11 protein-coding genes are annotated in these 17,574 nt (G+C 73.7%); 3 read left to right on the top strand and 8 right to left on the bottom strand.

Annotated elements, in window-relative coordinates:
* Positions 1-7: 7 nt before the first annotated feature.
* On the bottom strand, positions 8-3,187 hold the full coding sequence (locus tag FVE25_RS48750) for a bifunctional cytochrome P450/NADPH--P450 reductase (protein WP_219825647.1): 3,180 nt from the start codon (positions 3,185-3,187) through the stop codon (positions 8-10).
* A gap of 74 nt (positions 3,188-3,261) precedes the next feature.
* A complete protein-coding gene (locus FVE25_RS48745) occupies positions 3,262-4,167 on the bottom strand; it encodes an NAD-dependent epimerase/dehydratase family protein (RefSeq protein WP_157249753.1) in 906 nt (301 codons plus the stop codon).
* Between the two features lie 104 nt (positions 4,168-4,271).
* On the opposite strand from FVE25_RS48745, the gene FVE25_RS48740 reads away from it, so the two are divergent.
* The 3 genes from FVE25_RS48740 to FVE25_RS48735 are packed head-to-tail and all read left to right on the top strand — an operon-like array spanning position 4,272 to position 6,566.
* On the top strand, positions 4,272-4,874 hold the full coding sequence (locus FVE25_RS48740; RefSeq protein WP_157249752.1) for a TetR/AcrR family transcriptional regulator: 603 nt from the start codon (positions 4,272-4,274) through the stop codon (positions 4,872-4,874).
* Positions 4,875-5,294 (top strand): NUDIX hydrolase, encoded by a 420-nt coding sequence (locus FVE25_RS54145; protein WP_181019720.1) that lies wholly within the window; start codon positions 4,875-4,877, stop codon positions 5,292-5,294.
* Between the two features lie 18 nt (positions 5,295-5,312).
* Positions 5,313-6,566 carry a D-arabinono-1,4-lactone oxidase gene (locus FVE25_RS48735; RefSeq protein WP_181019719.1) on the top strand — a complete coding sequence of 418 codons (1,254 nt, stop codon included), beginning with the start codon at positions 5,313-5,315 and terminating at the stop codon, positions 6,564-6,566.
* Positions 6,567-6,570: 4 nt separating this feature from the next.
* On the opposite strand, the gene FVE25_RS48730 is transcribed toward FVE25_RS48735, so the two are convergent.
* The 6 genes from FVE25_RS48730 to FVE25_RS48705 form a co-directional block, all read right to left on the bottom strand.
* On the bottom strand, positions 6,571-9,471 hold the full coding sequence (locus FVE25_RS48730; protein ID WP_157249751.1) for an AfsR/SARP family transcriptional regulator: 2,901 nt from the start codon (positions 9,469-9,471) through the stop codon (positions 6,571-6,573).
* A gap of 194 nt (positions 9,472-9,665) precedes the next feature.
* Positions 9,666-12,020, bottom strand: a complete 2,355-nt coding sequence (locus FVE25_RS48725) for a serine hydrolase (protein WP_157249750.1) — start codon at positions 12,018-12,020, stop codon at positions 9,666-9,668.
* Positions 12,017-13,387: an amino acid adenylation domain-containing protein gene (locus FVE25_RS48720; RefSeq protein ID WP_157249749.1), complete on the bottom strand. Its 1,371-nt coding sequence runs from the start codon at positions 13,385-13,387 to the stop codon at positions 12,017-12,019. The genes FVE25_RS48725 and FVE25_RS48720 overlap by 4 nt, the downstream gene beginning before the upstream one ends.
* A complete protein-coding gene (locus FVE25_RS48715; RefSeq protein ID WP_181019718.1) occupies positions 13,384-15,060 on the bottom strand; it encodes an amino acid adenylation domain-containing protein in 1,677 nt (558 codons plus the stop codon). Before FVE25_RS48715 ends, FVE25_RS48720 begins: the two co-directional genes overlap by 4 nt.
* 60 nt (positions 15,061-15,120) lie before the next feature.
* Complete coding sequence (locus FVE25_RS48710) at positions 15,121-16,284, bottom strand: ATP-grasp domain-containing protein (RefSeq protein WP_157249747.1); 1,164 nt, start codon at positions 16,282-16,284, stop codon at positions 15,121-15,123.
* Positions 16,281-17,405 (bottom strand): lyase family protein, encoded by a 1,125-nt coding sequence (locus FVE25_RS48705; RefSeq protein ID WP_157249746.1) that lies wholly within the window; start codon positions 17,403-17,405, stop codon positions 16,281-16,283. The genes FVE25_RS48710 and FVE25_RS48705 overlap by 4 nt, the downstream gene beginning before the upstream one ends.
* Positions 17,406-17,574 lie beyond the last annotated feature (169 nt).

Here is a 17,574-nt window from a genome sequence, read left to right as displayed (position 1 = left end):
GCAATCTTCAGCCTTCCCAGACGTCCTCAACGTACCGGCCGCTCGCCCGCAGCTCCTCCAGCCACTCCTCGCTCGCGGCCCCGCCGGTGCGCTCGGCATGGATGCGGGCCAGCGCCGCCCGCACCCCGGGAGCCATGCGGCGCCCGTCCCCGCAGACGTACACGCGGCCGCCCGCGTCGAGCACCTCCGCGACCTCGTCCGCCTCCTCGAGCAGCCGATCCTGCACGAACCGCCCGCCGGGGACCTCGCTGAAGACCGGGCGCAGGCTCACCACCCCCGCGGCCTCGGCCTCCTCCAGCTCGGCTCGGTGCAGATAGTCGAGCTCCGGTGCGTCACACCCGAAGTAGCACAGCAGCCCGCCCCGCGCCCCGCGGCGCAACCGGTCCTGGATCACCCCGCGGAACGGCGCCAGCCCGGTGCCCGCGCTGACCAGGATCGCCGGGCTCGCCGCGTCCGCCAGCTCCCGGAAGCCCTCCGGCCCCGGCACGACCCGCGCGAGCACCCGCTCCCCCGGCGCCGCCTCGGCCAGGTGATGCGAGGCCACGCCGTGGAACCACCCCGCCCCGGTACGGCTCGGCCCGGCCACCCGGGAGACCATCAGGTCCACGGCGTCCGGCTGGACCAGCGGGGAGGTGGAGATGGAGTAGTTGCGCGGCCGCAACGCCGGCATGAGCTCCAGGAACACCTCGAACGGCAGCTCGCAGGCCGGATGCCCGGCCAGCAGATCCAGGACCGTGGCGGCGGCCGGATCGACGGCGGCCAGCCTCGCCCGGGTGTGCGGGCATTGGGTGTGGGCGATCAGGACGTCCAACTGGTGCCGGGTCGCCGGACGCTGCAGCTCCAGGAACCCGGTCAGCAGCTCGCGCACCGTGACCGGGGTGTCGAGCGGCAGCAGGGTCCGGGTACGGCGGGCGGCGCGCAGCCGTACCCGCTGGGCGAGGTCGAGACCGAAGCGGGCGGCGGCCCGCTCGGCCAGCTCGGGCGGGTTCTCCGGCAGGACGGCCAGGTGGTCGCCGGTGCGATAGGTGACACCCTCGGGGAGCTGGAGGCGCACGTGCTGCTTCTGGCGGGCGTCCGGGTGGGTGAGCGGCTCGGCCAGCAGGACCTTCATCGGGAGCACCCCGTAGTGCGCGGCCCTCTCCTCGGCCGGGGACTTGGTCACGGTCTCGAGGGTGAAAACCGGTTCGTGCTCAGCGGCCTTCTCCGCGGCCGCCTCCCGGCCAGCCGCCCCCTGTCCGGCCGGCTCTTGGACGGCCGGATCTTGGACGGCGCCCGGCAGCGCCGGCCAGAGCGCGGCAGACCAGGCGTCCACGGCGCCAGAGAGGTCGCCCGAGGCGTCCACCACCCCGCGCTCGGCCAGGCGGACGGCGCCCGCCTCGGCCAGCCGCTCGTCGATCAGCCGGGGCACGCGCTGGAAGGTAGCCGCCCAGTTGCGGTCGCCCACCCCCAGCACCGCGTACGGCGTGCCCGGCAGCCCGTCCTTGACCGACACCCACTCCACGAACCGGGCGGCGTCGTCGGTCGGCCGCCCGTTGTAGGAGGCGGCCACGATGACGACCGGGGTCTCGCCCAGGGCGTCCACGGCCTCGTCCAGCGGGGCGACGGTGGTGGTGAAGCCGCGTTCCTCCGCCTCGGCGGCCAGGTCGCGGGCGATGGCCGAGCAGGTGCCCATGTTCGAGCCGTGGAGGAAGGTGATCGCGGCGCCGGGGGCCGCGCGAACCCCCGTGACGGCAGCGGACGTGACGGCGGCGGACGTGACGGCGGCGGACGTGAGGGCGGCGGACGTGGCCGGAGCGGCCCGCACGCGCCGGTCGGCGGCCGTGCGCGGCTCGACGAGCAGGGTGAAGCCGTCGGGCTTGAGCGTCAGCGTCTCCTTGACCTTCAGCTCGTAGCCGGCGTGGTCGATCAGATGGAAGCGGTGTGCCAGCAGCCCCAGCACCAGGGTCGCCTCGTGCAGCGCGAACTGCCGCCCGATGCAGGCCCGCTCCCCGCTGCCGAACGCCTTGAACGCGTGCGGCGGCCGGGCGTCCTGCCGGTCGGGGGCGAAGCGATCGGGGTCGAACAGCTCCACGTTGCGGCCCCAGACCGGGTCGCGGTGCAGCGCGGGCGTCAGCACGATGAGCGAAGCGCCCGCCTTGACCGGGTACCGCCCGCCGATGACCGTGTCCTCCAGTGGCTCGACGGCGAACGCCGGGGCGGTCGGCCACAGGCGCAGGCTCTCCAGCAGCACCTGCCGGGTGTAGGTCAGGCGGCCCACGTCGGCCCAGGTGGGGTCCGGCTCGTCGGCGCCCCAGAGCGTGTCGGCCTCCTCCTGCACCTTGGCCAGCACCGCCGGGTTCTTGGCCAGGTAGTACAGCGCGAACGACAGGGCGCCCGAGGTGGTCTCGTGCCCGGCGATCAGGAAGGTGATCACCTGGTAGCGGATGTTGAGGTCGTCGAGGGGTTCGCCGGTGACCGGGTCGGTGCTGTGCAGCATGCGGCCGAGCAGGTCGCCGGTGCTCCGGTCGCCGGACTGCCTGCGCTGCCTGATGACCTCGTCGACCAGGTCCTCCATGACGCGCAGGTCCTCGTGGAAGCGCCGGGTGCGCCTGCCGTAGAGGAAGTCGAGGCCGGGGATGAAGCTGCCCTTGGCCTGGCCGTACGACAGCGCGCCGACCAGCGCGCCGATGAACGGGTGGGGTTCGGCACGGGTGAAGGACTCGAAGTCGTGGCCGAATCCGCACAGCCCGATGGTGTCGAGTGTCAGCCGGGTCATGTCGGCGCTGACCTCCACGGGCCGCCGGCCCGCCCGCGCCCAGGCGGTCACCAGGTTCCCGGCGACGCCGAGCATGGTCGCGTGGTAGCCGCGCATCGCGGTGACGGAGAAGGCGGGCAGCAGGATGTCGTGGGCCTTGCGCCAGTTCGGCTCGCCGGAGTAGGCGGTGAACAGGCCGTCTCCGGCGAGCGGGCGCAGGTTGACCAGGTCGGAGTGGACGTTCTTGCGGAAGCGGCGCTCGTCGCACAGCTCGGTGACCAGGTCGAGCCCGGTGACGAGCACGACCTCCTCGCCGAAGGCGCTCATCGTGAAGATCGGGCCCCAGGTGCGGGCCAGCTCGCACAGGTGGGCGACCTGGCGGTCGGCCGGCACGCTGAGCGCGTGGCCGGCGAACGGCAGGGCGGGCGGCGACGGGATGACGGCAGCGGTCACGTGAACGTCCCTTCTTCCGGTGTCACCGCCAGGCTAGCACGCGACTTTGTCATCCGACTAAGTCGATTGAACAATCACAGCTCCTGGGCCGCCACGCCCTCCTCGTAACCCGGATAGACGGGCTTCCAGCCCAGCTCCCGCTTGGCCTTGTCGTTCGAGACCCGCATCCGGGTGTCGAACATCAGCGTGGCGAAGTACGGCGCGGCCATCCGCATCAGCCAGCGCGGCAGCGCCCGCGGTGGCCGGGCGCCGACGGCCCTGGCATGAGCGCCGAGCATCTCACCCCAGGTCACCGGGGTGTCGTCCACGATGTTGTAGGCCGCGCCCGCCGTACCCCGCTCCAGAGCCGCGACCGTCGCGGCGGCGGCGTCGGCCAGGTGGATCCACGGCACCATGCCGCCCCCGCCCCTGGGTGCGGGCAGCTTGCCCGCGCGCAGCATGGCCGCGAAGACGCGCGAGCCCTCCAGCCCGTAGAAGGCGCCGTACCGCAGCGAGACGCCGCCGAAGGCGAAGACCCGCTCCTCGTTGACCCGCATCGCCGCCACCACGGCGTCCCCCTTGGCGCCGCGCTCGACGCCGAACGGGTCCTCCTCGGTGAGCACCCGGTCGCCGTGGTCGTAGTAGCCGTAGCCGGGGACCATCGACTGCGTCACGAACCGCCGGGCCCCGATCGCCGCGGCCACGTCGAGCAGGTGGGCGGTCCCGGTCGTGCGCAGGAGGTTGGTCGTCTCCAGGTCCCGGTACCTGGCCGGGGCCTTGCTCAGCGCGGTGAGCTCGTGGACGACGGCGTCGGCGGCGAGGCCGTCCACGGCCCGCAGCAGTCCCTCGCGGTCGAGCACGTCGGCGACGACCGTCCGGGCGCCGGGCACGACGGCCCCGGGCGACCGGGTCAGGGCCAGCACCTCGTGACCCGCCTCCCGCAGCGCCGCGACGAGCGGCTTGCCGATGGCTCCCGTGGCTCCGGCGACGAGCACCTTCATGTCAGTTTCCCTTCCTCAGCACGCGGTCACCCCCGACGACGAGCGGACGGGGTCCCGTTGTGACATCGCGGCTGCCCGCGAAGGAGAGCCGATAGGGTGCGGGCATGGCTCACGTCCCCGCCGCCGAGCGGCGCCCTCAGCTCGTTGAGGCCGCGATCGGGCTCATGGCCCGGGAAGGCGTCGCCGCGGGGAGCACCCGGGCCATCGCCGCCGAGGCGGGGGTGGCGCAGGCGATGGTGCACTACATGTTCGGCTCCAAGCAGGAGCTCTACCGCGGCGTGCTGGAAGAGCTCATCAGGACGCTCGTCAGCCGGGTCGAGGCGGCCATGCCGGAGGACGGCACGGACTTCCGGGAGACGATCGCGGCGCTGGTGCGGGAGTTGTGGCGCACGGTCACCGAGGAACGGGAGAAGTACATCCTGTTCCTGGAGCTGACCCTGCTCTCCCTGCGGGACCCGGTGCTGCGCAAGGCCGCCTCCTGCTACACGCTGAGCCTCGACGCCATCGCCGCGCGGCTGCTGACGGAGGCGGCCGAACGCGCGGGCCAGCCCCTCGCCCTGCCCGCCGAGGTGGTCGCGCGGTACTTCATCAGCGGGTTCGACGGCATCGTGCTGCGCTTCCTCGAAGAGGAGGATCCGGGACCCGCAGCGGCGATCCTGGAACACTTCCTCGACAGCACGGTCGCCCTGGCCACCGGGAGGATCTGAATGGAACAACCGCGCATCCGGGTCTCCGCCTACGCGATGATCACCGCCGGCGACCGGCTGTTACTGACCCGCCTGTCGGAGAGCTCCCCGATCTTCGAACCAGGCGAGTGGCACCTGCCCGGCGGCGGCATCGACCCCGGCGAGCAGCCGGAGGAGGCCCTGGCCAGGGAGGTGCGCGAGGAGACCGGGCTCGAGCTGACCGGCGCCCGGCTGGTGGGCGCGCGCAGCTACGCGGTGCGGCGGCTGGGCGTGTACTGGCACCTGATCGGCCTGTTCCACACCGCCGAGGTGGCGTCGGGCTCGCCCGAGGTGATCGAGGTGGACGGCACCACGGACGCGGTGGCCTGGCTGCCGATCCCCGACCTGGGCGGCAGTGTGGAGATCTCCCCCGCCGTGACCGACGCCCTGCGCATGCTCTGACGCCGACCGGGAGCCGACATGCCGATCACCAACTGGGCGGGCAACGTCACCTTCGGCGCCGCCCGCGTGCACCGGCCCGCCACCCTCGGCGACCTGCGCCACCTGGTCGCCACCAGCCGCCGCGTGCGCGCGCTCGGCAGCGGCCACTCCTTCAGCCTCGTCGCCGATACCGTCCACGACCTGGTCCGCCTGGACGCTCTGCCCGGGTCCGTCGAGATCGACACCGCGACGTCGACCGCCGCCGTCTCGGCCGGCCTGCGCTACGCCGACGTCGCCGAACACCTGCACCACGCCGGATACGCGCTGGCCACCCTGGCCTCGCTGCCGCACATCTCCGTCGCCGGATCCTGCGCCACCGCCACCCACGGCTCCGGCGACGGCTCCCGCTGCCTGGCCGCCGCGGTCGTCGCCGTCGAGATGGTCGGCCCGGAAGGCGACCTCGTCACCCTCAGCCGCGACCACGACCCCGGCGTCTTCCCCGGCGCCGTCGTCGCCCTCGGCGCGCTCGGCATCGTCACCCGGCTGACGCTGGAGATCGAGCCCGCCTACGAGGTGGCCCAGCGGGTCCGCCTCGACGTGCCGCTCACCGAGGTGGCCGACTGTTTCGACGAGGTGTTCGGCGCCGCCTACAGCGTCAGCACGTTCACCGACTGGCGCAGCGGCCGGGCCGCGGTCTGGCTCAAACACCGCCTCGACGCCCCCGGGCCCCGGCCGGAGAGCGGCTGGGCCGGCGGGCGGGCCGCGGAGCGCCCGATGCATCCGGTGCCCGGGATGCCGGCGCGGGCCTGCACCAAGCAACAGGGCGTGCCCGGCCCCTGGCACGAACGGCTGCCGCACTTCCGCCCCGCCCACGCGCCCAGCGCCGGGCAGGAGTTGCAGTCGGAGTACTACCTGCCCAGGCAGGCGGCGGGCAAGGCGTTCGCGGCCATCGCGGAGATCGGCCCGCTCGTGGCGCCCGTGCTGCACATCTCCGAGGTGCGCACGGTCCGCGGCGACGATCTGTGGCTCAGCCCCGCCTACGACCGCGACTCCCTCACGATCCACTTCACGTGGATCAGGGACACCGCCGCGGTCATGCCGGCGCTGCGCGCGGTCGAGGAACGGCTCCTGCCGCTGGGCGCCCGGCCGCACTGGGGCAAGCTGACCACCGCCCGGCCCCGGCAGATCGGCGCCCTCTACGAGCGGGCCGCCGACTTCGCCCGGCTCAGGCGCCGGCTCGACCCCCCGGGCAAGTTCCGCAACGCCTACGTGGACGCCCTCTTCCCCGCCTGACCGGTCAGAACTTGGCCCGCAGCTCGTCCACCCTGGCCCGCCACGCCTTGGCCTCGATGTCGGTGAAGATGGCTTCGGCACGGTCCAGCCGTACCCCTGCCGCGTCCGGATCGTTCCCGGCCAGCGCCAGCTCGGCCAGCGCCAGCAGCGACTGACCCTCGCACAACTGGCTGCCGCCCAGGCAGGCGGACATCAGGGCGTCGCCGAGCAGGGGCTGCGCGCCCACGAAGTCGCCCTGGGCCAGCCGTACCCGGCCGATGCCGAGCAGCGCGAACGCCTCGCCGATCGAGTCGTTCATGCTGGTCGCGGTGAACAGGGCGGCGTCGAACGACTCCTCGGCCTCCGTCAGCCGCCCGCGCGTGAGCATCGCCTCGCCCAGCCGGTAGCGCACCTGCGCCTCGATCCGGCTCGACCCGGTGCGCACGCAGATCGCCAAGGACTCACGCAGGTACGGCTCGGCCTCCTCCGGCCGTCCGGACTCCAGGTGGATCTGGGCGATGTTGCGCAGCACGTGCGCCTCCCCCACGAGGTCGCCCGCGCCGCGCAGGTCCTTCAGCGCCTGCTCGTACCAGTCCTGGGCCACCGAGTACTGGCCCTTGGTGCGCTCGATGAAGGCCAGGTGGCGCAGGACCAGGCCGCGGCCGTGGATGTCGCCGCTGGCCTCGAACCAGGCGCGGGCCGCCTCCAGGTTCTGCTGCGCCTCGGCCAGCCGCTGCTCGACGAGCTCCAGGCCGCTGAGGGAGTAGCGCACGACGGCCTCGCCGCGTTTGTCGCCGGCCCGCCGTACCGCGCCCCACGCTATCTCGTGGGTCTCGCGCCACGCCTGCCGGTAGGAGCGGGTCTCGAACAAGGTCACGGAGGTGACGGCCAGGTCCCAGCACAACTCGTGCAGGCCGAGCCTGGCGGCCTGGTGCACGCCGGAGACCAGGTTCGTCAGCTCTGTTTGAAACCATTCGATCGGGTCGGCGATCAGGCTCTCGACCAGCTCCTCCGGCAGGGTCCACGGCTCGACGGCGGAGTGCAGGATCGTGTAGTCGCCGCCGTATGCCTGGCGGTGGGCCCGGCCCGCGAGGTGCAGCCAGCAGCGCAGCAGCCGGTGCAGCGCCTCCTCCTGCTCCTCCAGCGGGATCTCGCGGGCCAGCAGCTCGCGCACGTAGGTCCTGGTCAGGTCGTGCAGGCGGTAGCGCACCTGCTGGTCGTCGCGCACGACGATGTCGACCAGCCGCTCCTCGACCAGCGTCTCCAGGATGTCGGTGGCCACGTACGGGTCCATGTCAAGCAGCGGGCCGGCGATCCAGCCGGCGAAGTCCACCTCGTCGAGGGCGCCGAGCAGCAGCACGAGCCGGGCGGCGGGCGGGTCGAGCTCCTGGCAGGAGATCGAGATCGTGGCGCGGACGCTGGCGTCGCCGAGGATCAGCTCGTCCAGGCGGCGCCGCTCGTCGGCGAGCCTGCGCACCATCTGGTCGATCGGCCAGTGCTGGCGCATGGAGAGCTTGGCCGCCACGATGCCGAGGCCGAGCGGCAGGTGGCCGCAGGCTTCCGCCAGCCGCCTGGCGGCCGCCTCCTGGGTCATGACCCGGGCCTCGCCGATCACCTGCGAGAGCAGTTCGAGGCTGGTGTTCTCGTCGAAGACGTCCAGGTCCACGTGGTGGGCGCCGTGCAGGCCGATGACCGAGCGGCGGCTGGTGACCAGGAGCGCGCAGCGCGGCTCGGCGGGCACCAGCGGCAGGATCTGCCGCGCGCTGGCGGCGTCGTCGAGCACGACGAGCACCCGGCGGTTGGCCATGACGCTGCGGTACATGGTGCCGAGCTCGACGATGCCGCTCGGCAGCACCGACGGCGCGACGCCGAGCGAGCGCAGCAGCCGCTCCAGCACCTGCTCGGCCGGGACCGGGTGGCCGTCGGCGTCGCGCAGGTGCACGTAGAGCTGGCCGTCGGGGAACTCCTCGCGCGCCTTGTGCGCGGCGTGTACGGCGAGGGCCGTCTTGCCCACCCCGCCGGGTCCGGTGACCATGACCACCGCGGCCCGGTGGACCTGCCCAGGGTTGACCAGGCGGTCACGGACCTCCCTGATGACCTCGTCGCGGCCGACGAAGTTGGACGGCGCGGCGGGCAGCTGGTGCGGCACGATCTTCGTCGGCTCCGAGGCGGGGGCGGCCAGGGAGGGATCCTGCGACAGGATGGCCTGCTCGAGCTGGCGCAGCTCCTCGCCCGGGCTCAGCCCGTGCTCCTCGACCAGTGTGTACTGCACGTTCCGCAGCACCTCCAGCGCCTCGACCTGCCGGTCGGCGCGGTAGAGCGCCAGGGCGAGCTGCATGTGGAGTTCCTCGCGCAGCGGGTGCACGGCGACCAGTTCCTTGAGCTCGCCCAGCAGCTCGTGGTGGCGCTGCAGGCGCAGCTCCAGGTCGATGCACTCCTGCAGCGCGACGAAGCGTTCCTCGTTGTGCCGGGTCGCGGCGGCCTGCACGCGCCGGCTGTTGATGCCTTCCAGCGCCTCGCCCCGCCACAGGGCCAGGCCCGCGCGGAACTCGTTGACCGCGCCTTCGAGATCCTGGGCACGGGCGGCCTCGCGGCCCCGGGTGATGTGCCGGCGGAAGCGGGTCAGATCGAGGCAGTCCTCCGGAATCCGGATGAGGTATCCGGCGGAATGGGTGACGATGACCTCACTGTCGGTGTATTTGGCGAACCAGCTGCGCAACTGGGAGATGCAGATTTGCACCTGGGCGTCGGCCGTCTTCGGCGGCTCGTCGCCGTACAGCGCCTCGATCAGCCGGCCGGTGGTGACCACCCGGCCAGGCTCGAGTAACAACATCACCAGCACGATCTGGCGTCGGCGGCCCTCGATATCCACCTTGGTTCCGGCGAATACTTCGAGCGGCCCAAGCACCCGAAACTCGAGGATCAACGCCCACCTTCTCACTTGACAAAGAGTTACCGTTGATCTGCAGAGGTCACTATATGCGCGAATTATGGCAATGTGGAGCGCCAGCTTGGCGCACGGGGGCCTAGGCGCGCACCAATGCCAACATACGAGTTAATCTCGCAAACTCAACGGGTGCCACCCGCCGAAACCAGCAGATGGCACCCGTCAGGTTACGACTAGCGCTCCGTCCAGGTGTGGAATCCGGCCCCGAGCTCCACCAGAAGGTCGAAGGCGAACTCCATTCCCGACTCTGCGTTCGACATCAGGACCACTCCGGCGCCCGTTTCGAGACCCACCCCCGAATAGCAGTGATATCCGGGCGCCGTCCCGGTGTGCCCGAACCAGCGCACACCGTCCGCCTCCCGGACCACGGTGCCCAGCCCGTGGACGGTGCCCGGGACGGGGGTCAGCAGCTGGGTGGCCGCCCAGCGGTCGAGCAGCACGCCGGTGCCCGCGTACGCCCGCTGGATCTCCGTGGCCACCCTGGCCAGGTCCTCCGCGCTGGTCCACAGTCCGGCCGGGCAGCCGGACAGCGGCCTGCCCCGCCGGTCGTGGCCCGTGGCCGCCTTCGGCAGGCGCGCGTCGTAGCCGCTGTGCCGCATGCCCAGGGGGTCGAAGACCAGCTCCCGCATGAGCCCGGGCAGATCCCTGCCCGTCAGCGCGCAGAGCACCCGCTCGACCACCTTGCCGCCCTCGGGCGTGCGCGTGAGCAGGACGCGCAGGGTCAGACCGGGGCGCACCCCCGGGGCACTGAGGTAGTGGTTGACGTCCTCGTCCAGATCGGCGACCCCCTCGCGGGCCAGCCGGAGGACGGCCAGCGCGGTGACGTGCTCGCCTGCCGTACCCGCGCAGAAGACCGTGTCCCGGCGCACCGGGAGCCCGGTGGTGGCCGAGGCAAGCCCCTCGCCCCACGCCTCGGCCACCACGCCATCGGCCACCAGCGCGACAGCCGCGCCGGGCACGCGGTGCCGGTGCATGCGCAGCAACGTGGCCGGAATTCCGGGGAAGAACCGGTCGAGAAACGCCCGCCCGCGTGGCGTGTGCCGCCCGGACGGGATGAGCAGCGCCACGACCCGGTCCAGGAAGCGCTCGGCCAGCGCGCTCACGGTCTCCTCTCGGTACTGGGCGGGCGAGTAGGCCCAGGTGACCTGCAGAACCTCGTCCACCACGGCCGCGCGGACCTCGATGAGGTGCGAGCGCCCCGGGCAGGACTCGGGCGTGAGCCGGGTGAACACACCCGATCCCCGCGGGACCACGCCCTCGTAGGCGAAGCTGATCGGGGCCGCCGCGCGCCCGCCCGCCAGGCCGTGGCCGACGCCCTGGCAGGGCGTGGTGCGCAGGACCTCACGCACCGCCTTGACGCAGCGGTCGGTGTCCAGGGCGTCACGCAGGTGCACGTGGAAGGGGTGGACGACGGTGAACGGGCCGACCGTCCTGGACAGGTCCACGCCGGCGAAGGGCGGCACGCGGCCGTCGCGCTCCAGATCCAGGTGGACGTCGGGACGCCCGGTGTGATCGGCGACCGTCTGGGCCAGGGCGGTGACCAGAAGGTCGTGGACCTCCTTGGCCAGCAGGGCCCGCGTGTAAGCGGGGTCGAGGGTGCGCACCAGCGTGGCCGCGTCCGCGTGCGTCACGCCCGGGTGGTCCACGGGGAAGGACGCCGGCTCCGGTCGTGGCGTGCGCCAGTAGGCGGCCTCGGCGGCGAACTCCGGCGCGGCCGCATGCCCGGCCAGGCGCTCGGCCCAGCGGCGGAAGGGGGTGGTCCGGGCCGGAAGCGGGCCGCCCTGGTAGGCCGTGGCCAGGTCGTCGAGCAGGATGTCCCAGGAGGCCGCGTCGACGGCCAGGCGGTGAACAGTGATCGTCAGGTCCCGTCCGTCCAGGCTGGCGCGCAGCATCGGCCCGCGCGCCGGATCGACGCACCGGCCGCCGGGCGGCCGGGGGCCGTCGAGGAGCGGGTCGGCGCTCTCCCTCTCGGCGACGTGCTGCCGCCAGCCGCCCGGCGTCCTGCGCAGGCGCAGCCGCAGGGCGTCGTGGTGGGCGATCAGCCGGCCCAGGGCCGCCCGCAGGCGATCGGGGTCGGGAGGTTCGCCCCAGCGCAGCCGTACCGACTGGGAGTCGAGCCCGCCGATCGTGGTGAAGCGCCGCTGCACCGGCGTGAGCGGCACCTCGCCCTTCACCCGGCGAAGATTGGGCACCTGCTCACCGCGGGCCTGGGCACTCGCCCCGGGCGAGGCCGCCGCCTGTGCCCGGACGAGACTCACCACCGTCCCGGTAGGTGGTTCCCCTCTGGCGGACCCGGCCCAGGTCCGGGTGAGCAGGTGCGTCCTGGTGCCCCCTAGCGCGACGTTCACCAGATGGCCGAGCAGCCGTCTGGCCGTGGCCTCGGTGAACATCCCGAGGCAGTAGCGCAGGACGATCGCGTGGCAGGTCAGCAGGAAGACGTGGACGGCAGGGCGGGTGTCGGCCTCCTGCCGCGTCACCAGGGCGGCCAGAGCGTGCCGCACCGGTGAGAAGAGACTGTCGAGATTCATCGTCGCTCCCTGAGGGCGTCGACGTCGACCTTGCCGTGGGCGGTGAGAGGGAACGCGTCCATCGGCATGATCTCGGACGGGATCATGTAGGCGGGCAGCAGCCGTTCGAGGTGGTGCCGGAGTTCCTGCATGGCGACGGTGGCCGGGGTGACGGCGGCGCTCAGCCGTACCTCCCCTGAAGGGGTCTCGCGCGTGAAGACGAACGCGTCGGCGACGTCGGCGAGCATGAGAATGGTGTGGACGATCTCGGCCGGTTCCGTCCTGCGGCCGTCCAGCTGGATCTGGTCGTCGGTGCGCGAGACGTAGTGGAGGACGCCATCGGCGTCCTGGGTGACCAGGTCGCCCGTGCGGTACCAGCGCTCGCCGTTGTGCTCGACGAAGGAGTCGTCGGCGGCGCCCAGGTAACCGAGGGCGATCGCGGGGCCGCCGAGCCACAGTTCGCCGTCCTCGGCCACGCGCGTGTGCACGTACGACAGGGGGCGGCCGATCGGGGGCGGCTCGCGGCGGGCGGCGCGCGGGTCGAGCAGGTGGCAGGTCGCGGCGACGGTGCTTTCCGCCGGGCCGTAGCAGTTGTAGAAGGCGAACGGGTGGCGCGGCTCCGGCCAGCGGGTCAGCCGCTCGCCGCCGGTGAACAGCATGCGGGTGGGGACGTCCTCCGGCCAGTCCAGGTCGAACAGCGGCGCCACCATGCCGGTCGGCACGAACGCGGCCCTGACCTCGTGCTCGCGCAGGAAGTCCTGGTAGACCTCCGGGTCGAGCACGGCGTCGAGCGGCGGGACCGCGAGCGTGGCGCCGTTGGCCAGCGCGCCCCAGATCTCCAGGACGCTGGCGTCGAAGGTGAGCGAGGCCACCTGGCCGGCCACGTCACCCGGGGCCAGCATGGTGATCTCCCGGTACCACTCGGTCAGCGGGCCAAGCCCCGCGTGCCCGACCATCACGCCCTTGGGCACGCCGGAGGATCCCGAGGTGAAGATCACGTAGGCCGTCGCCGGATTGAGCTTGGCCGGGTCGTCCAGCAGGTGGAAGCCGCCCCAGTCGCCGTCGGCCACGAGCGGGTCGTCCAGGATGGCGGCTGGGCGGGCGATGTCCAGGATCAGCTCGGCGCGGGCCAGCGGCGTCCCGTACGCCAGAGGCAGGTAGGCGGCGCCCACCGACCAGGCGGCCAGCATGCCCGCGATCGCCGCGCCCCGGCGCACGCCGCCGACGGCGACCAGGTCGCCGGGGCCGATCCCGGCCCGCTTCAGCTCGCGGCGGCCGTCCTCGAACACCTCCAGCAGGTGTGCCCAGGTGAAGACGCGCCCCGCCTCGATCACGCACGGCCGCCCAGGGAACTTACGGGCCCAGTCGATCACGTTGTCGTAGATCATGGCGCCCGCCTGCCACAGGCCGCCGCGGCCTCGAGCGAGGGCAGCGCCGCGAGGAGGGCGGCCTGCTCGCTCAGCGGCTGCACCAGCGTGAGCAGGTCGGCCGGGATCGGCGCCCCCGCCCTGGCCGCCACGCGGGCGCGCACCAGGATCAGGTCGAGGGAGTCCGCCCCCAGCTCGGCCAGGTTGTCGCCGGGGCCGCGGACGACCACGCCGCACGCCTCCCGCCAGTCCGCGGCCAGCGCGCGCTCACCCGGGTCGGTCAGCACCGCGGTGTCGGGCAGCCGGGCGGGATCGGGCAGGGCGGCGCGGTCGAGCTTCTGGTTGGGGGTCAGCGGCAGGCTCGCCATCGGCACGATCACCGCGGGCACCATGTGCGCCGGCAGCCGCCGGGCCAGCCAGCGGCGCACCTCGATCGGGTCGAACAGCCCGACCGCGTACCCGGCCAGGCGCGGGTGACCGCGGGCCGGCGTCCACACGGCCGCCGCGGCGTCGGTCACCTCCGGGTGGGCGCGCAGATGCGCCTCCACCTCGCCCAGCTCGATGCGGAAACCGCGGATCTTCACCTGGTCGTCGGCCCGGCCGACATACTCCAACTGCCCGTCGACGCGCCGCCGCACCAGGTCACCGGTGCGGTAGACGCGCTCGCCCGCCCGGGTCAGGAAACGTTTGGCGGTCAGCGTCGGGCGGCCCAGATAGCCGCGGCCGACCCCGGCGCCGCCGATGTACAACTCGCCGGGCACGCCCGGGGGCACCGGCAGCCCGGCGGCGTCCAGCACGAGCGCGGTAGCGCCCGCTATCGGGTGGCCGATGGGCGGCGGCGCCTCGCTGCCCGGGGGCACCTCCGCGCACGTGGCCACCACGGCCGTCTCGGCCGGGCCGTACATGTTGAGGAGGCGATAGCGCGCGCCCGGCGGCGGCGTCACCGTCAGCCGCTCCCCTCCGGTGGTCAGGACCCTCGGCGGGGCGCGATCCAGCCAGCCGTTCTCCACGGCCAGCTGCGCGAGCGGCGTCACCATGTACAGCACGTCCAGGCGGCGCTCGGCCGCCCAGTGGCAGAGCTCCTCCGGCGCCTTTCTGACCGACTCCGGGGCGATGTGCAGTTCGGCGCCGGCGGCCAGCGCGCTCCAGATCTCGCAGCCGGCCACGTCGAAGCCGCTCGCCGCGGTCTGGCCCACCCGGTCGCCGGGCGACAGGCAGGTCGCGTCCGCGTACCACTCGAGCGTCCCGGCGAGGCTCCGGTGCTCGATCATGACACCTTTCGGCAGGCCGGTGGAGCCGGAGGTGTAGATCACGCAGGCGAGGTCATCGGGCTCGACGCGCGCTGCGGTCGCGTCGAGCCCGATCTGCGGCTCGGCGCCGTCGAGAACCGGCTCGGCCCCGGAGTCGGCGAGCATGAACCGCTGCCGTGCCTCCGGGTACGAGCCGTCGAGCGGAAGGTAGGCGGCCGCGGTCTTCAGCACGCCCAGCCAGGTGGCGACCATCGCCGCCGACCGGCCGGTGCGTACCGCGACCAGCGACCCGCGGCCCACGTCCCTCGCCACAAGGCAGGCCGCTATCTCCTCCGCCCGGCGGTTCAGCTCGCCGTATGTGGTCGCGCCCGTGTCGTCCACGATCGCAATCGCCTCCGGCGAGGCCGCCACGCGGGCTTCGACCAGCGCCGTTACCGTCTTCACCGCACCTCCGCTCGCTGTGGTCACGCTCGTCCCGGCGCCTTTCGTCTGCCTATCGCCGCGCTATCGCGTGATGCGCGCGGTCAGCGTGGCCAGCCCCGCGGTGGCGGCGCGGGCCGCGGCCACGCCGGTGCCGGCCACCGCGATCACGTAGCCGATCCGGTCCCGGGGCGAGCCGCGCGGCCGCACCTCCTGGCCGGGTTCGCGGGTCAGCCCGGCCTCGACCACGCCGGGCACGGCCCTGGCCGCCTCCAGCCCGTCGATCCCGGCCAGGCGGCCCTCGCGCGCGGCCACCAGGAAGCGGACGGACGCCGCCCGCCTTACCGTGGCGCGCAGCGGGAGCTCCAGGCCCGCGGCCTTGGCGACCGTGTGCCGGACGAGGTCGATGCCGGTGGCCGCCTCGACCATCCGCGCGACCACGCCGCCGGCCGGTCGCGGGCTGACCTCGACGACGCGCGGGCCGGCCGCGCCGTACCTGATCTCGATGCGCGCCGGGCCCCAGCACAACTCCAGGGACTTCAGCGCGGCGTGCGCGAGCTCGCCGGCCTCGGCGCGGGCCGCGAGGTCGAGGGGCGCGGGGAAGTCGTGCCCGATCTCGACGAAGTACGGCTCCGCGCCGAGGTGTTTGCGGGTGACGCCGACGACCTGGTCGCCGAAGGTCTCCACCGAGTACTCGGCGCCACGCAGGTACTCCTCCACCATGACCGTGCTGCCGGCGCGCAGCGCGTCGTGGGCGGCCGCCTCCGCCTCGGCGGCGTCCCGGCACAACCGGGAGGCGACCGAGGCCGAGCCGGCGACCGGCTTGACGACCACCGGGAAGCCGATGGCCTGAGCGGCGGCGACCGCGATACCGGGCGTCCGGGCGGTGGCGAAGGCCGCGCCGGGCACGCCGGCCTCGCGCAGCAACGCCCGCTGGACCGCCTTGTCGCGGCAGGCGCGGATCGCCGCCGGGTCCGGATGGGGCAGGCCCAGGCGACCGGCCACCTCCGCGGCGGTGGCCAGGTGCCGCTCGGAGCCGCTGGTGATCGCCGCGACCCGGCCGCCGAGCCTCCGGCAGGCGGCCAGCACGACCGCCGGATCGCCGGTGTCCGCCCGCAGGGCCTCGACGCCGTCGGCCGCGTGGCCGGGCTCGCGGGTGAGCACGATCGGCGTCAGCCCCAGCTCACGGGCTCGCGTGCAGAACATCCGGCCCTCGGCGCCGCCCTCGACCAGCACGAACCAGCTCATGGCTGCTCCAGGACGCTCTTCACGGCCGCCTCCAGCGCGGCGTCGGCCTCGGCCTGCGCCTCCCGCCAGTCCACGCACCAGCGGCGGTGCCGTACCCAGGAGGCGTAGGCGCGCTGGTACGGCTCGGCGAAGGCGCCGGGCCCGCCGCCGTAGGAGTGCTCGCGCACCTGCTCGGGCACCTCCGCGGGCGCGGGCGCGGGCGCGTCCGGCCGTGCTCCCCCGGCCACCGTCTGGGCCATCGCCACCGCCTGCTCGGCCGCCGACAGCCCCGGCCAGACGTTCTCCATCGCCTCGGCGCCGACCTCGGCCGTGCCGGCGAACGGCGCCGCCGCCATGGCCGACACCGCCCCTGCCCAGGCGCCGGCGAGCCTGGCGGGCCTGGCCTTGAGGTGTTCGAGCGGAAAAGTGGAGCGCGGCCGGTCAGGGAAGGAGATGAAAGATGACTCGGCCGCGCTCCACGCCTGGAGGTCTGCGGCGAACCTGCTGAGCACGACGGTGAGCCCAGCGGCGGCGCCCAGCATGCGCAGCACGGCGTCACGGCTGGCCACCGCGTCCAGCGCGTGCCGGCCCGCGTCGAGGTAGCCGAGCAGGCCGGCGGTGCGCGACGGGTCGATGGGCAGGTCAGTGCCGGCGCCGGCGCAGGCCCCGAGAGGGCAGGTGTGCAGCCCGCCTGCCGCGGCCACCAGCGCGTCGATCTCCCTGCCCACCGCCCGCGCCACTCCCAGGAGGTAGTAGCCGTAGGTGATCGGCGCGGCCGCCCGGAAGCGCGTGTGCCCCGGCAGGATCACCGGTTCGTAGGCGCGGGCCCGCGCCAGCAGGATCGCCTCCAGGCGGATCGCCTTCTCGGCGAAGCCCAGCAGCCAGGCGCGGCTCCGGAGGGAGGTGAGGGTGGCGTCGAGATCGTCCCGCGCGCGGCCGGTCTCCAGGAGGCCGCCCGCGTCCGGGCCGAGCCGCTCGGCCAGGTACGCCTCGTAGTCCGCGGCGTCCAGGTCGCCGCAGGCGAGAGTCTCCAGGAAGCGCAGCACGGCGACGACCCGCTCGCGCGCCACCAGCCGGCGTTCGGCCAGCATCACGAGGTGGGCCCGGTCCACTTTCACGCGCATCGGGAGCTCGACGTGCACGACCCCTCCCTCCCGTGATGCCGCCCACTACGCCAGCGACCGCTATCGCGGCACTATCGCCCGGCCATCGCGGGTACGCCGCCGGGGCAGGCGGCAAGACCGGCTCGCCGGACCGCCCGCAACACGGTGACGAGCCGGTCCTGGCCGCAGCCCTCCACCACCGCACGGT

The sequence above is a fragment of the Nonomuraea typhae genome (assembly GCF_009760925.1).
Taxonomy (GTDB): domain Bacteria; phylum Actinomycetota; class Actinomycetes; order Streptosporangiales; family Streptosporangiaceae; genus Nonomuraea; species Nonomuraea typhae.
Note: the sequence above shows the minus strand (reverse complement) of the source record. Positions and strands in the feature narration are given on the sequence as shown.

Coding starts and splice junctions, on each gene's coding strand:
- FVE25_RS48745 (WP_157249753.1), bottom strand. CDS start 4,167: ATGAAGGTGCTCGTCGCCGGAGCCACGGGAGCCATCGGCAAGCCGCTC.
- FVE25_RS48740 (WP_157249752.1), top strand. CDS start 4,272: ATGGCTCACGTCCCCGCCGCCGAGCGGCGCCCTCAGCTCGTTGAGGCC.
- FVE25_RS54145 (WP_181019720.1), top strand. CDS start 4,875: ATGGAACAACCGCGCATCCGGGTCTCCGCCTACGCGATGATCACCGCC.
- FVE25_RS48735 (WP_181019719.1), top strand. CDS start 5,313: ATGCCGATCACCAACTGGGCGGGCAACGTCACCTTCGGCGCCGCCCGC.
- FVE25_RS48725 (WP_157249750.1), bottom strand. CDS start 12,020: ATGAATCTCGACAGTCTCTTCTCACCGGTGCGGCACGCTCTGGCCGCC.
- FVE25_RS48720 (WP_157249749.1), bottom strand. CDS start 13,387: ATGATCTACGACAACGTGATCGACTGGGCCCGTAAGTTCCCTGGGCGG.
- FVE25_RS48710 (WP_157249747.1), bottom strand. CDS start 16,284: ATGAGCTGGTTCGTGCTGGTCGAGGGCGGCGCCGAGGGCCGGATGTTC.